Origin of the sequence: Neisseria perflava (genome assembly GCF_024170405.1) — a bacterium.
Taxonomy (GTDB): Bacteria; Pseudomonadota; Gammaproteobacteria; order Burkholderiales; family Neisseriaceae; genus Neisseria; species Neisseria perflava_B.
In genome coordinates, this window is record NZ_JALJYC010000001.1 from 24,735 (window position 1) to 39,321 (window position 14,587).

Sequence of the window (14,587 nt, forward strand, 5' to 3'; positions counted from 1 at the left end):
CAACCAAGAGCGAAGGAGTAGTAACAATGACAAACCAAGTAGAAACCTTTTTGCGTATCGGCGAAGTAAAAAAAGCCTTAGGCGTAACCAGCAGCGAAGCGGTTTATTCCCGAATGCGTGAAGGCAATCCGCGTTACGACCCCGATATGCCTAAATCCGTGAAAGTCGGCAAACGGGCAACCGCATGGCTGGCCAGCGAGATAGCCGCCTATCAGAAAGTGCTGATTGAACGCAGCCGCAATACCGAGCGATAGGAGGGCGGGATATGGAAAACAAAACCGCCCAAATGCACAAGCATTCAGACGGCCAAAACGTGAAAAGCCATTTTAGCAAAATCCCCAGCCAAAAGGCACGCATTTTGCAATGGCTCAAACAGCTGGGCGGCATTACCAACTACGAAATGCACATGCGCGGCATTAACGCCGCCACCGCACGCATTTCAGAATTGCGCCGCATGGGTCACACGATACACGACCGCTACGAGCCGTTTGAAAACCAGTTTGGCCAAACGGTACAAATCAAACGCTACTGGCTGGCAGAAACGGTGTAGCCTATGGCATTGCAAAACCCGAAAGGCAAACGGACGAGCCGAAAAATCCGCGTGATACCGCTGGAGGTTTTAGAATCCGAGCAGTTTAAAATGTTGTCGGGGAATGCGGTCAAAGTGCTGCTGTGTTTGGTCAAGCAATGTTGGCAAGTTCACGATAAAGGCACAGGCAACAACGGTAATCTGTCCGCGCCAAAATCAGCCGCCGCCGAACATGGCTTGTCGGTTGGCTCATGGGAAAAGGGTAAGAAAGAGCTGCTGGACAAGGGCTTTATCGAAATCAGCCGACGCGGTACATCGAGGCAATGCCATCTGTATGCCCTGACGTTTTTTGCCATTGACGAATGCCGCAAGCCCAAACTGGATATTGCTCCGACCCATACTTTCAGCGATGACTGGAAAAATATCGCGCCGTACCGCTACACAGGCAGGCAAACATAAGCACCAAACCGCCCGATCGACAATCAGGCGGTTTTCTTTTTCCTGCCGCCGCCCGTTTTTCCGTCGCTCCCAAATATGGCACAAGCCCACAGATTTGTCGGTGCAACGCACCAACCCCCACCAACATCATCAGGCTGTTTTCTTCATTCAGAGACAACTGCAACACCAGCAAACCCCACCATAAAAGCAATAGGATATGGCATATATCTAAAGGGTGCTAAATTCTAGCCCACGAAAGGGGAAAAAACGGCCTGTTAAGTACCAAATTTTAGCCCACGAAGGCAGTTTTCAAAATTCGCGTACTAAAATTTAGCACTTAAAGACAGTTCGCGTACTAAATTCTAGCCCCCTGAATTTAATTTCAAAGGGTAAGAACCAATCAGGCAGCAAACACAAAATCCACAAGCCCGATAAGGCCGTCTGAAAACGAAGTTTTGGCGAAGTTAAAATGCATTTAGAGGCCGCATGAATGCTGGTGTAGGAAATCCATGATAACACCAGCAATCGAGCTAAAAACGCAACCACGTGTAAAAGACAGGGATTTACCGCAGCTTTAGCTTCGCAGAAACCCGCAACGTTCGTTTTTCAGGCGGCCTAGTGAAACCTGCTACAATTCGAGCAGACTAAATCATTAAGCAAATCAGACAAAAATGGCAAAATCCACTACCGACGATTATCTGAACCTCCGTATCGGCAGCGTAACCTGCCAACCCATCGGCAGTATTATCACATCCACATGGACACGCAGCGGCTACACCGTCGGCCAAATCCAATACTGCCGCACCGATGAAAACACCCTCATCATGCGCTACACCCACCACGACGAACCGCAGCATTACACTATCCGTCTGTTATGCACCACATGCAACTATGGCGGCACACGCGCATGGTTTGAATGCCCTAGCTGCTGTCGGCGCGTCGGCGTTTTATATAGCGGCCGCCGTTTCCTCTGCCGCCACTGCCGCAACCTGAACTACCCCAGCACCCGCCAACCGTCTTTTTACCGCGTGTTTGACAAAACAAACCGCAAACTGAAAAAAATAGACGGCAAAGGCTACGGCTTTCCCAATCGCCCCAAAGGAATGCACTTCAAGACCTATGAGCGTTTGTTTCAGCAATGGGATAAGCTAGACCAAACAAACCGAGCTAATTACATCTGCCATACTTGGTAAGCTCAACGGGAAACTGGATAATTTGAAAAAGCGAGAGGCAAAACGCGCCGATTGATGTTTGAATGCGACAAGTACCAACCTAGCAAAAACAAAAAGATGACGGCTTGAAAGTGTTGGTGCTTTTGTTGGTATAACCACATTTTTAATTTTATTTAATCATTAAAATCATTTAGTTAAGTTTATATTTCGATAGTGACTCTGCTCCTTGCTGACCGTTTAAATGAATAATGCGGTTGAATCAATCTTTTCCTATACCGAAAAATAAATTGGCATGCTGCTAACGCGGAAATAAAGCAAATCCCTACATGATTGATAAATTTATTGTTTGTTTGAGTAAAGCATTCGGTAATAGAACGCTGAAAAGCAGATGATAGGTTTAATGTCCGGGCTGCTTGCTTTATAATGTCGCCGTAAAATCAAAAAACAAACGACTTAAATAAAAATATAACGGATACTGCTTGAGGTGGCCGGAAGAGGGACTTTACAACCCGCCGCTTCGCTGCTGTATCCGCTTGCATAATGAAAACGAATAAATAAAACAGTAGATTCCCGTGTAGATGATACCGGGTAATGTCGCTGCACAAGAAACGGACAGATTAATCATGAGTGTCGGATTATTACGCGTTTTGCTGCAAAGCCAAACGATTACAAACAGTCAGGCGGAGTATTACAACAGCGCTCTGCAAGCCCGTAAAAACATTTTGCAGATGATGTTTGATGATGGCGTGATTTCCCCGAAGGCTTTGGGGGAATTGGTCGCTAGGGTGTTCAGCTATCCTTTGTTGGATTTACATGCTTATCCGCGCAATAATGTGTTGACGGATGTTCTGACGGAAGAGCAGATGGTGCAAAACCGCTGCGTGCCGATTTTCCGGCGCGGGCGTAAGGTCTATCTGGCGGTTTCCGATCCTACCCAAATCCAAAATTTTCAAAAAATTGTCTTTTCTTCCGGAGCGTCGGTTGATTTGGTGGTGGTGCCGGACGACCAGCTCAGTATGTTGCTGGAATGGATAGGGCAGCGCTCGACTTCCATCCTGAAAGAAATCAGCCAAGAGCAGGAAACGACGCAACAGCCGCAGGCGTTGTATATCGACAACGAAGAGGCGGAAGACGGCCCGATTCCGCGTTTTATCCATAAAACGCTGTCGGACGCGCTCAATGCCGGCGCATCGGATATCCACTTTGAGTTTTACGAGCAGATGGCGCGGGTACGTTTCCGTGTCGATGGTCAGCTGCGCGAAGTGGTGCAGCCGCCGGTGGCGGTGCGCGGGCAGTTGGCTTCGCGCATTAAAGTGATGGCGCATTTGGATATTTCGGAAAAACGGATTCCGCAAGACGGTCGTATTCAGATTGCCTTCCACAAACACGGCCGCCCGATTGATTTCCGTGTCAGTACGCTGCCGACGCTGTTTGGCGAAAAAGTGGTGATGCGTATTTTGAATTCCGACCCGGGTGCGCTCAACATCGACCAGCTGGGTTTGGAGCCGTTTCAAAAAGAAATGCTGCTGGAGGCGATTCACCGCCCTTACGGTATGGTGTTGGTAACGGGCCCGACCGGTTCGGGTAAAACGGTCACGCTTTATACCTGTTTGGATATTCTGAACACGGAAGATGTGAACATCGCCACGGCGGAAGACCCTGCCGAGATTAACTTGCCGGGGATTAACCAAGTTAACGTCAACGACAAGCAGGGACTGACTTTTGCCGCTGCGTTGCGTGCTTTCTTGCGCCAAGACCCAGATATTATTATGGTGGGTGAGATTCGCGACTTGGAAACAGCGGATATTGCCATTAAAGCGGCGCAAACCGGTCATATGGTGTTTTCAACCCTGCACACGAATAACGCCCCGGCCACTTTGTCGCGTATGTTGAACATGGGTGTGGCGCCGTTTAATATCGCCAGCTCGGTCAGCCTGATTATGGCGCAGCGGCTGTTGCGCCGCTTGTGTCCGAAATGCAAGCGCCCGACGGAGAGCCCGCCGGTGGTGGCGTTGAAGAAAATCGGTTTTACCGATGAAGATTTGGCTAAGGATTGGACTTTATATCGTCCGGTCGGTTGCGACAGCTGCCGTGGCAAAGGCTTCCGTGGCCGTGTGGGGGTGTATGAAGTTATGCCGGTCAGCGAAGAAATGCAACGTGTTATTTTGAACAATGGCACGGAAGTGGATATTATGAACATGGCTTATCAGGAAGGTATGGTCGATTTGCGCCATGCCGGTCTGCTTAAGGTCATGCAAGGGGTCACTTCGCTGGAAGAAGTGACTGCCCATACCAACGATTAATTCATCACAGGAAAACGCAGATGATTCAGACGGCCTTAGGCCGTCTGAATTGATATTTGATAAGGGGCGATTATGGCTCAGGAAGAGCAGAAAAAAGGGCTGTTCGGTATCGGCGGCGGGAATAAAAGCAAGGGCAAGCGTTTTACGTTTGAGGGAAGAAACACCCATACCGATCAGATTGTACGCGGTGAGGTGGTGGCCAAAGACGAAGAGGAAGCGCGTAAAAAGCTGCAACGGCGCGGTATCCGCCCGTTGCGCGTTACCAAGGTCAAAGCGGTGCGCAAACGCCGTATTACCCAAGAAGACATTACCGTGTTTACCCGCCAACTGGCGACCATGATGAAAGCCGGTTTGCCGCTGATGCAGGCATTTGAAATCGTGGCACGCGGCCATGCCAATCCTTCGATGACGCAAATGCTGATGCAGGTGCGCTCGGATGTGGAGCAGGGCAGTGCACTGGGTAAATCGTTTGCCAAATATCCGAAATATTTTGACAGTTTCTATTGCAATCTAGTGTCGGCCGGTGAAGCCGGCGGTGTGCTGGAAAGTTTGTTGGACAAACTGGCGGTCTATAAAGAAAAGACCCAAGCCATCCGGAAAAAAGTCAAAACCGCGCTGACCTACCCGATTGCGATTATCGTGGTGGCGGTGGCGTTGATTTTTATCATGATGATGTTTGTCTTGCCGGCCTTTAAAGAAGTGTATGCCAATATGGGTGCGGAATTGCCCAGTTTGACCCAAATTGTGATGAACTTGTCGGATTTGTTTGTCGAGTACGGCTGGCTGATGATTATCATCATGATTTTAATCGGTTTTGGTTTGTATAAGGCGCACGAGCGCTCGCCCGAATTTCAAAAACGGGTGGACGCTTTAACCTTAAAATTACCGATTTTCGGCCAGATTGTGCAAAAGGCCACGATTGCGCGTTGGGCGCGGACGACTTCTACGCTATTTGCCGCCGGTGTGCCTCTGGTGGAGGTATTGGATTCGGTGGCCGGTGCCACGGGCAATATTTTGTATGAAGAAGCGACGCAGGAAATCCGCGCTAAGGTAACGCAGGGTTTGTCGCTGACCTCCAGTATGCAAAGTACCGAAATGTTCCCGAATATGGTGTTGCAAATGGCGGCCATCGGCGAAGAATCCGGTTCGCTTGACGACATGCTCAACAAAGCCGCCGAGTTTTATGAAGACGAAGTGGATAACGCCGTGTCGCAATTATCTTCTTTGATGGAGCCGATTATCATGGTGGTGTTGGGTACGTTAATCGGTATTTTGCTGGTGGCGATGTATCTGCCGTTGTTCAATCTGGGTAATGTGGTCGGTTGATATGTTTGCAACTTTAAACGAATTGGCGCCGTTTGCGGCGCCCTTGGCAGCGGTGCTCGGCTTACTGGTCGGCAGTTTTTTAAACGTGGTGATTTACCGCGTGCCGGTGATGATGGAGCGCGGCTGGACGCTGTTCGCCAAAGAGCATTTGGGCATGACGCCGTCTGAAGAAGAGCTGAAGCCTTTCAATTTGATGAAACCCGATTCGCGCTGCCCCCAATGCGGCGCGGCGGTGAAGACCTGGCAGAATATTCCCGTCATCAGCTATATCCTGCTGGGCGGTAAATGCGGCAGTTGCAAAACGCCGATTGCCAAGCGTTATCCCTTGGTGGAGTTACTGACGGCAGTATTGTTTGCTGCCGTGGCATGGCAATACGGCTGGAGCTGGCTGACACTCGGCGGCCTGGTGCTGACCGCATTCCTGATTGCGCTGACCTTTATTGATTTGGACACCCAATATCTGCCTGATTCGCTGACCCTGCCGCTGGTGTGGCTGGGTTTGCTGTTTAATTTGAAAGGCGGAATCGTGCCGCTGGAATCAGCCGTATGGGGCGCGGTGTGGGGCTATTTGAGCCTGTGGCTGCTGTGCGCCGCCTACAAATTGCTCACCGGCAAAGTCGGCATGGGCGGCGGCGATTTTAAATTACTCGCCGCGCTGGGCGCTTGGCTGGGTGCGGGCGTATTGCCGGTATTGGTGTTTTTGGCCGCGCTGGTCGGTATTGTCGGCGCACTGGTGTCCCGTGTGGGCAAAGGGCAGGCCTTCGCTTTCGGGCCGAGTTTGGCGGTGGCCGGATGGATTATGCTGATTGCCAACGAGCCGGTACACCGCCTGATTCGCTGGTGGCTGGCCGCTTCGGGATTCTAAACGCGATGACCGTATGGATAGGACTTACCGGCGGCATCGGCAGCGGCAAATCGCAGGCTGCCGCCGAATTTGCCAAATTGGGCGTACCGCATATTGATGCCGACGCGGTCAGCCGCAGCCTGACCGCAGAGGGTGGCGCGGCTTTGCCTGCTATTCGTGCGCGGTTCGGCGACGGTTTGTTTGACGAACAAGGCCGTCTGAACCGCGCCGCCTTACGCGATTTGGTTTTCAGACGGCCTCAGGCCAAAGCCGAATTGGAAGCGGTCATGTTTCCGCTGATTTTGGCTGAAATACGGGCGCAACAGGCCGCGTATGCCGGCGCGGTTTACGGCATTGTCGATACGCCGCTCTTGATTGAGCAGCCGCCGTTTCTTGCGCTGGTGTCGCGTGTGTTGGTGGTTGATGTGGCCGAAGCCACGCAAATCCGCCGCGTACAGCAGCGCAGTGGTTTGAGTGAAGACGAAATTCGCCGCATTATCGCCGCGCAAGCGCTGCGCCGCCAAAAATTGCTGTATGCGGACGATGTGTTAGACAACGAAGGCAGCGTGGCGGAATTGGCCGCTAAAATCGGGCGTTTGCACCGCTATTACCAAGCAGTGTTTCAGGCCGTCTGAAAACGATAATGAGGAATGTAGAAAACCATGAGCGAACAAGAAACCCAACCCCTGACCGTCAAATGCCCGACTTGCCATCAGCCCGTTGTCTGGTCGGCGGAAAATCCCTACCGCCCGTTTTGCAGCAAACGCTGCAAGCTGATTGATTTGGGCGAGTGGGCGCAGGAGCGTTATACCGTGGCGGCGGAGGAGGAAGAGCCGCTGTCGGAGAGGGACAATCCGAAGCTGATATAAACGTTATATCCACGCCAAGTCAGGCTTTGAGCGGTTATTGAACGGTAAACCATGCCGTCTGAAAAATGATTTTCAGACGGCATTTTGTTCACAATTCAATCTTGGTTTCCGCCTTGGCAAAATTCATCACAAACTGGCTTTTGAAACTGCGCACATTATTTTCATCGGTCAAAACCCGCCGCGTAAACGCATGATAGGCAGGCATATCGGGACTGTGCACCAGCAGCAGGAAATCGTAATCGCCGGAAATTTCATAGCAACCCATCACCTGCGCTTCCCGCCGCACCGCCCGCTCGAAGGCTTCCTGCACGCTGTGGTGCTGCCGCTCCAATTCCACCTGTACAAACACGCTGATGTCCAGCCCGACGGCCTGCGGCGAAACCAGCGCGGCTTGACGCAGAATCACGCCGTTTTCCGTCATGGCGCGTATGCGCCGCTGGCAGGTAGCCACGGAGGAATGCACTGCTTCGGCCAGATTTTTCAGCGAAATAGTGGCGTCGCTTTGCAGCATGTTCAGGATATTGCGATCGAGTTTGTCGAGGTTCATGTTCAGACGGCCTGTCAGGTAGTTAGGCAAGAATGAAAAATAATAAAGCAAATAGGCTGAAATTTGAAAAATAAAATCGGAATAAGCCTGATAAATGAAAAAAATTTTCGTACTGTTCTTCTACAATATCTGCTGTTAACCGTTTTATCCGAGGCCGTCTGAACATGTCCGCACACCGTACCGCCAAAGGCATTGCCGCTGCCGTTTCATCAAATTTGCTGTTTGCCATGCTGTTTTTATACAGCGGTTGGATGCAGCCGATGAGCGGGACGGACGTGTTCGCTTGGCGCATGGTGGCAATGGTATTCGCCCTTGTCGGCCTGATGACGGTAACACGCAGTTGGTCGGCAGGTTGGGCATTTGCCCGTTTGGTCGGGCGCGATTGGCGGTGTTGGCTGCTGATTGTCTTGCCCACGCCGGTGTTTGCCAGCCAGCTGTGGCTGTTTATTTGGGCACCGGTCAACGGCGAAGGGCTGAATGTGGCGATGGGCTATTTTCTGTTCCCGCTGGCGATGATGGTGGCGGGGCGGGTGTTTTTAAAAGAAAAGCTCAACCGCCTGCAAACCGTGGCGGCGGTTTTGGCTTGCGCAGGCGTGGCGTGCGAGTTGCTGCGTTCGGGCGCGTTTTCATGGACAACGGTGTGGGTATTCGGCAGCTATCCGCTGTATTACCTGCTGCGGCGCAAGCTGGGCGTACCGGCATTAATCGGATTATTGCTCGATTCCTTGCTGATTTTGCCGTTTGCGGCGGCGTATATCGCAACGGCCTCCAGCAGCCTATCCGTATTGGCGGCACACCCGCTGCTGTGGTGGCTGGTGGCTTTGCTCGGCTTAAACAGCGCTTTGGCCATGTATCTGAATTTGCAGGCCAATCATTTGCTGCCGGTGGCCTTGTTCGGCATGTTGAGTTATTTGGAACCGATATTGCTGTTTGTGATTGCCGTGGTGTGGTTAGGCGAACCGTTGCAGGCGGAGGCATTGGCGGGTTACGCGCTGATTTGGGCGGGATTGTGCGTGATGGTGTGGAACAGTTGGCGCGAGATGAAGCGGGAAAACGCGCCGTCTGCTGAAACCGCCGTGCTGTAAAGTCGCTGCCAAACGTAAGGCCGTCTGAAAAATATTCAGACGGCCTTTTTCGCGGTATTCGGCAACTCAGCCTTTTTTCAATTCCTGCTTGTTTTCCCCTTCGCGGCGCAGCTCTTTGGGCAATACAAACACGATGCTTTCCTCCGCGCCTTCGCCTTCGCGGATGGTTTCATGCCCCCAGCCTTGAATCGTGTCCAATACTTCTTTAACTAGCACTTCCGGCGCGGAAGCGCCGGCGGTCACGCCGACTTTGCTTTTACCGGCAAACCACCCGCGTTGCAGGTAGGAAGCGTTGTCCACCATATACGCGTCCACGCCCAAGAGCGCGGCGACTTCGCGCAGGCGGTTGCTGTTGGACGAATTGGGCGAGCCGACCACAATCACAATATCGCATTCCTGCGCCAGCTCCTTGACCGCTTTTTGGCGGTTGGTGGTGGCGTAGCAGATGTCTTCCTTATGCGGATTGCGGATATTGGGAAAACGCGCATTCAGCGCGGCGATGATGTCTTTGGTTTCATCCACCGACAGCGTGGTTTGGCTGACATAGGCCAGCTTGTCGGGATTGTTGACTTCGAGTTTGGCAACGTCGTCCACGTCTTCCACCAGCAGCATTTTGCCGGGCGCGAGCTGCCCCATCGTGCCTTCCACTTCCACGTGGCCTTTGTGGCCGATCATGATGATTTGGTAGTCTTGCGTATCGAGGCGGGCAACTTCTTTGTGCACTTTTGTCACCAGCGGGCAAGTGGCGTCAAACACGCGGAAACCGCGTGCCGCCGCTTCTTCCTGCACCGCTTTGGACACGCCGTGCGCCGAATAAATCAGCGTCGCGCCGGGCGGCACTTCCGACAATTCTTCGATAAACACCGCGCCTTTGTCGCGCAGATTGTCCACCACAAATTTATTGTGCACAACTTCGTGGCGCACGTAAATCGGCGCGCCGAATTCTTCCAGTGCCCGCTCCACAATGCTGATGGCGCGATCCACTCCGGCGCAGAAGCCGCGCGGGTTGGCGAGAATAATGGTTTTGTCGCTCATGTGTGTGTATCCTGTTTTCAGACGGCCTGGCCGTCTTTTGCTTCGGCTTTTTTATTTTTAAACAGCCCGTCCAACACCAAAAATACCGCGCCGACGCAGATAAAGCTGTCGGCGATGTTGAAGGCGGGGTAATACCAATCCTGCCAGTAAAACAGCAGAAAATCAACCACATGGCCGTAGGCTAAACGATCGATGACGTTGCCGATAGCGCCGCCGATAATCATCGCCGCGCCGATTTTGCCCCAGCGTGCAAAATCATCGCGCACAATCGAGCGCGCCAGATACACGCAAATGACCACCGCCAATGCGAGGAAAAAGAATTTCTGCCAGCCGCCTTGGTCGGCCAAAAAGCTGAACGCCGCGCCGGGGTTGAAAACTAAGGTCAAATCAAAGAAATTCGGGATAATATTCAAACGCTCTTGGTATTGGAAATCGGCCAATACCGCCAGCTTGCTGATCTGGTCGAGCACTACGGCTGCCAGCGCCAGCAGGAAATAGGGGAGTTTGGAAGTCATACGGTTCAGACGGCCTGAAAACAAAAGCGTTATTCTACCCGAAAGCGGGCGGGGTGTCGGCGGCAAATCGGCGGTTTAACTTGTGTTTGCACGGGCGGACAACAGGGTAGGTTGGGTTTACAACCCAACCTACGACCAAATGTGACGTGAGTTCGGGAAAAGTCAAACGCAAGAATCAGTCTGAAATGTTTGAAGTTCCTGTAATCTGTCCTCTCCCCCTGAGGGGGAGAGTTAGAGAGAGGGTAAATGGTTGGGTTAATGAAATGCTGCTTTAATCCGCAACCGTTTAGCCCTCTCCCCAACCCTCCCCCACAGGGGAGGGAGTAGGTTGCTGAAGGATTAAGCATTACTCAAAGTGCTTATCCTGGACTCACGTCATGTAATGTCAAAATGCCGTCTGAAAACCAAACGTTTTTCAGACGGCATGATTCATCTCAACGCTTCTTAGGCCACATCAAATCCGCTGTGGCGCAGCAGCGCGTCTATGCTCGGTTCGCGGCCGCGGAAGGCTTTGAACGACTCGGCCGCGCTGCGCGAACCGCCGACGGCGAGGATTTCGCGCCAGAAGCGTTTGCCGGTGGTGCGGACATCATCGCTTTCCTCAAAGGCGGCGTAGGCGTCGGCACTCAACACTTCCGCCCAAGCGTAGCTGTAATAGCCGGCTGAATAGCCGCCGGCGAAGATGTGGCTGAAGCTGTTGGCAAAGCGGTTGTAGGCGGGCGGCTGCACCACGGCGACTTCTTGGCGCACTTTGTCCAATACCTGCGGCCAGTTTTTCAGACGGCCTGCGTTGCTTTCGCTGTAAATTTCCATGTCAAACAAGGCAAATTCCATCTGACGCACGAGGAACATACCGCGTTGGAAGTTTTTCGCCGCCAGCATTTTGTCAAACAAGTCGCGCGGTAGGGCGGCGCCGGTGTCTTCGTGCGCCGACATTTGCGCCAAGACATCGTATTCCCAGCAGAAATTTTCCATAAACTGGCTCGGCAGCTCGACCGCGTCCCATTCCACGCCGTTGATACCGCTCACGCCCAGCTCTTCCACGCCGGTAAGCAGGTGGTGCAGGCCGTGGCCGGTTTCGTGGAACAGGGTGGTGATTTCGTCATGGCTCAAGCGCGCCTCTTTACCGCCGACGGGCGGGGTAAAGTTGCACACCAGATAAGCGGTCGGCAGTTGGATTTGCCCCACTTTGTCGCCGTCGGTGAGGCGGCGGCGGCCTTTGTAGTCGTTCATCCACGCGCCGCCGCGTTTGCCTTCGCGTGCGTATAAATCCATATACACGCCACCGATAATCGCGCCGCCGTTTTCCAATTCAAAATAGCGCACATCCGGGTGCCACACGGGAACGCTTTTTTCAATGAAATTCACGCCGTATAAGCGCTGGATTTGGGCAAACAGGCCGCCCAATACTTTGCTGACGGGGAAGTATTTTTTCACTTCGGTTTCGCTGAACGCATATTTGGCTTCGCGCAGCTTTTCGCTGGCGTAAGTCAAATCCCACGATTGCGGCTCGCTAATGCCCAGCGTGTCTCGGGCAAAGGCTTTGACTTCGGCCAAGTCTTTTTCGGCAAACGGTTTGGCGCGGGCGGCCAAGTCGTGCAAAAACGCCAATACCTGCTCCGGTGTGTCCGCCATCTTGGTGGCCAAAGACAATTCGGCGTAGCTGTTAAAACCCAATAATTGCGCGCTTTGCAGGGCGATTTCCAGCGAGCGGTCGATGTTGGCGGTATTGTCGAATCTGCCTTCGTTGCTCAATTCGCTGGCGCGGGTCACATAGGCGTGATAGACCTGCTCGCGCAGTTCGCGGCTGTCGGCGTAAGTCATCACGGAGATGTAGTGCGGCATTTGCAGGCCGACTTTGTAGCCTACTTTGCCCTCGGCTTGCGCGGCGGCGGCAAACATCGCCAGAGCGTCGTCGGGAATGCCTGACAGCGGCTCGGCGTTGTCGAAATACAGCGCAAAAGCGTCGGTGGCGTCTAACACATTCTGCGAGAACTGGGCAGAAAGCTGCGCCCCTTCGGTTTGCAGCGCGGCCAGCTCGGCCTGTTTTTCAGACGGCAATTCCGCGCCGCTCAATACAAAATCGCGCAAATCGTGATTCAGCTTGGTTTGCTGCGCGGGCGAGAGTTTGGCAAATTCCGGCGCGGCTTTGATGGCTTTGAAACGGTTGTACAGCTCAATGTCTTGGCCGATTTCGGTAAAAAATACCGTCATTTCCGGCATCATTTCGTTATACACCGCACGCAATTCGGGCGTATCGGCCACGGAATTCAAATGCGCCACCACGCCCCAAATGCGGCCGACGCGCTCGGTAATGTCGGTGAGGCGGTCAACCGTGTTGCGCCAAGTGGCTTCGGGCTGGGCTTTAAGCGCGGCGATTTGCTCACGCGCTTCGCTGATGGCGGTTTGCAGGGCGGGTTTGATGTGTTCGGTTTTGATTTCGTCAAAACGCGGCTCATCGCCGAGGTTGAGCAGTACATTTTCGGTCATGGGGAATCCTTTGCGGTGTATGGGGGGCGTGTGCCCGTGTTTCAGACGGCTTTGATGGAATCAGGCCGTCTGAAAACGATAGATGGTTTATATAGTGGCAAAGTGCAGAGATTAAAAGCCTGATTTACGGCTTTGGGTTGAGTAGGCGGTATTGCACGCGCAGAAATTCGTCTAACACGGCCTGCTGGATTTCCAAGCGCTTTTCCAGCGGCGTAGCAAAGCGGACGATGATTTTATACACCTTGTCGTCAAATGGTACGCGGGTAATGCGCGGCTGGGCGGCGGGGGTAATAAAGAGTTTTTTCGTCTGCATGGTATCCAGATAGCGCGTGACACGCTTGATATACGGTTTGCACATCGGTTCGAGTACGGCGGCCAAATCGGGGATAATGGCATCGGAATCTAGATGGATGGGCACGGGAATTTCCAGCGTATGAATCACAAACGGCCCCAAAATATTGTCGCGGCGCACGGTATGACTTAGCAGCAGGCTGTTGGGAAACGACAGCGTTTCGCCGGAAAGCTGGCCGATTAAAGGATTGGGGCCGATTTCCATCATCAGCGTATTGAGTAGGTTGATATCGACCACGCGCCCACGCAATCCGTTGATTTCAATATAATCACCAACCGAATATTGCTTGGTAATCGCCCGCAGCAAACTGCCCGACAAACACATAATCAGCTCTTTGGTGGCCAACACAATCGCCGCAGCCACAGCAAACATCGACAGCGCCAGCGACTGGATTTGCGCCGCCCAAATCATCGCCAAACACAAAATCACCGCCAGCAGGGTAAAGTTGCGGCTAACCACCAATGCACGGCGTTTGTGTTCCAACTCCAGGTCGGGATGACTGCGAAAATGCGCCGACAATAAAATGCTACGCAGCGCAATCAGCACGATAATCATCAGCACCGATTGGATGATTTCGCTGCTGGCGGGAATGCTGTCGAGCCAGTGTTGCAGGGTAGTCCACATAATAATAGGGCGGCTTTGGGGAAGGTTTCAGACGGCCTTATTATAAAGGCCGTCTGAAAAAATGCCTAATGCAGGGTGCCTAAAAATGCCAAAACCGCCCGGAAAGGGCGGTTTGTCGGGTACTGGCCTGATTATTGGGCAGTAGTAGAAGAAGATTGCGGGGCTTGGCCTTGAGGAGCCGGGCCTTTAGGCGGTTGAGCCGGACGCTCGAAACCTTTTTCTTTCATGCAGGCATCAAATTTGCTGCGGTCTTGAGAATCGCCCACAGTTTGACGGCATTCTTGCAATGCTTTTTCAACAGCCGGGTTTTTTTGTTGCGGGCCGCGGTCGTGACCGTGGCGACGGCCTTCGCCGGTAGAAGAACAAGCAGCCAGCAGCATAGCCAGCGCAGCAGGAATCAGCAATTTTTTCATGATTGAGCCTTTCGCAAAAAGGGTTAAGGAGAAAACGCTTTTTAT

The 14,587-nt window shown here is 52.8% G+C and carries 16 protein-coding genes; 10 read left to right on the forward strand and 6 right to left on the reverse strand.

All coding sequences use genetic code 11. The features are described from left to right. Window positions 1–26: 26 nt before the first annotated feature. The 9 genes from J2T37_RS00095 to yacG all read left to right on the forward strand — a co-directional run bounded on the left by J2T37_RS00095 (window position 27) and on the right by yacG (window position 7,481). The gene (locus J2T37_RS00095) at window positions 27–254 is read left to right on the forward strand and encodes a helix-turn-helix transcriptional regulator (protein WP_253353154.1); all 228 of its coding nucleotides are present in this window, start codon (window positions 27–29) and stop codon (window positions 252–254) included. 11 nt (window positions 255–265) lie between these two features. Beyond that, the gene (locus tag J2T37_RS00100; protein ID WP_253353155.1) at window positions 266–550 is read left to right on the forward strand and encodes a helix-turn-helix domain-containing protein; all 285 of its coding nucleotides are present in this window, start codon (window positions 266–268) and stop codon (window positions 548–550) included. Window positions 551–553: 3 nt separating this feature from the next. Then, the gene (locus J2T37_RS00105; protein ID WP_253353156.1) at window positions 554–988 is read left to right on the forward strand and encodes a hypothetical protein; all 435 of its coding nucleotides are present in this window, start codon (window positions 554–556) and stop codon (window positions 986–988) included. 650 nt (window positions 989–1,638) lie between these two features. Beyond that, complete coding sequence (locus J2T37_RS00110) at window positions 1,639–2,160, forward strand: hypothetical protein (protein WP_253353157.1); 522 nt, start codon at window positions 1,639–1,641, stop codon at window positions 2,158–2,160. Window positions 2,161–2,762: 602 nt separating this feature from the next. Further along, entirely contained in the window at window positions 2,763–4,442 is a 1,680-nt protein-coding gene (gene pilB / locus J2T37_RS00115; protein WP_253353158.1) for a type IV-A pilus assembly ATPase PilB, read from the forward strand. A 72-nt stretch (window positions 4,443–4,514) separates the two neighbouring features. Next, window positions 4,515–5,768: a type II secretion system F family protein gene (locus J2T37_RS00120; RefSeq protein ID WP_253353159.1), complete on the forward strand. Its 1,254-nt coding sequence runs from the start codon at window positions 4,515–4,517 to the stop codon at window positions 5,766–5,768. Window position 5,769: 1 nt separating this feature from the next. Continuing rightward, the gene (locus J2T37_RS00125) at window positions 5,770–6,633 is read left to right on the forward strand and encodes a prepilin peptidase (protein WP_253353160.1); all 864 of its coding nucleotides are present in this window, start codon (window positions 5,770–5,772) and stop codon (window positions 6,631–6,633) included. Window positions 6,634–6,638: 5 nt separating this feature from the next. After that, a complete protein-coding gene (gene coaE / locus J2T37_RS00130; RefSeq protein WP_253353161.1) occupies window positions 6,639–7,247 on the forward strand; it encodes a dephospho-CoA kinase in 609 nt (202 codons plus the stop codon). A 27-nt stretch (window positions 7,248–7,274) separates the two neighbouring features. Next, window positions 7,275–7,481, forward strand: coding sequence for a DNA gyrase inhibitor YacG (gene yacG / locus J2T37_RS00135; RefSeq protein WP_253353162.1), 207 nt, complete (start codon window positions 7,275–7,277; stop codon window positions 7,479–7,481). Between the two features lie 88 nt (window positions 7,482–7,569). On the opposite strand, the gene J2T37_RS00140 is transcribed toward yacG, so the two are convergent. Beyond that, entirely contained in the window at window positions 7,570–8,028 is a 459-nt protein-coding gene (locus J2T37_RS00140; protein ID WP_253353163.1) for an Lrp/AsnC family transcriptional regulator, read from the reverse strand. 164 nt (window positions 8,029–8,192) lie between these two features. Between J2T37_RS00140 and rarD the strand changes: the two genes are divergently transcribed. Beyond that, window positions 8,193–9,113 carry an EamA family transporter RarD gene (gene rarD, locus J2T37_RS00145; RefSeq protein ID WP_253353164.1) on the forward strand — a complete coding sequence of 307 codons (921 nt, stop codon included), beginning with the start codon at window positions 8,193–8,195 and terminating at the stop codon, window positions 9,111–9,113. A gap of 66 nt (window positions 9,114–9,179) precedes the next feature. On the opposite strand, the gene ispH is transcribed toward rarD, so the two are convergent. The 5 genes from ispH to J2T37_RS00170 form a co-directional block, all read right to left on the reverse strand. Further along, a complete protein-coding gene (ispH, locus tag J2T37_RS00150) occupies window positions 9,180–10,148 on the reverse strand; it encodes a 4-hydroxy-3-methylbut-2-enyl diphosphate reductase (RefSeq protein ID WP_253353165.1) in 969 nt (322 codons plus the stop codon). Window positions 10,149–10,165: 17 nt separating this feature from the next. Beyond that, window positions 10,166–10,663 carry a signal peptidase II gene (lspA, locus tag J2T37_RS00155; protein WP_253353166.1) on the reverse strand — a complete coding sequence of 166 codons (498 nt, stop codon included), beginning with the start codon at window positions 10,661–10,663 and terminating at the stop codon, window positions 10,166–10,168. 444 nt (window positions 10,664–11,107) lie between these two features. Further along, window positions 11,108–13,153: a M3 family metallopeptidase gene (locus J2T37_RS00160; protein WP_253353167.1), complete on the reverse strand. Its 2,046-nt coding sequence runs from the start codon at window positions 13,151–13,153 to the stop codon at window positions 11,108–11,110. Window positions 13,154–13,277: 124 nt separating this feature from the next. Beyond that, window positions 13,278–14,135: a mechanosensitive ion channel family protein gene (locus tag J2T37_RS00165; protein ID WP_437179426.1), complete on the reverse strand. Its 858-nt coding sequence runs from the start codon at window positions 14,133–14,135 to the stop codon at window positions 13,278–13,280. A gap of 125 nt (window positions 14,136–14,260) precedes the next feature. Next, a complete protein-coding gene (locus tag J2T37_RS00170) occupies window positions 14,261–14,542 on the reverse strand; it encodes a hypothetical protein (protein WP_253353169.1) in 282 nt (93 codons plus the stop codon). Window positions 14,543–14,587 lie beyond the last annotated feature (45 nt).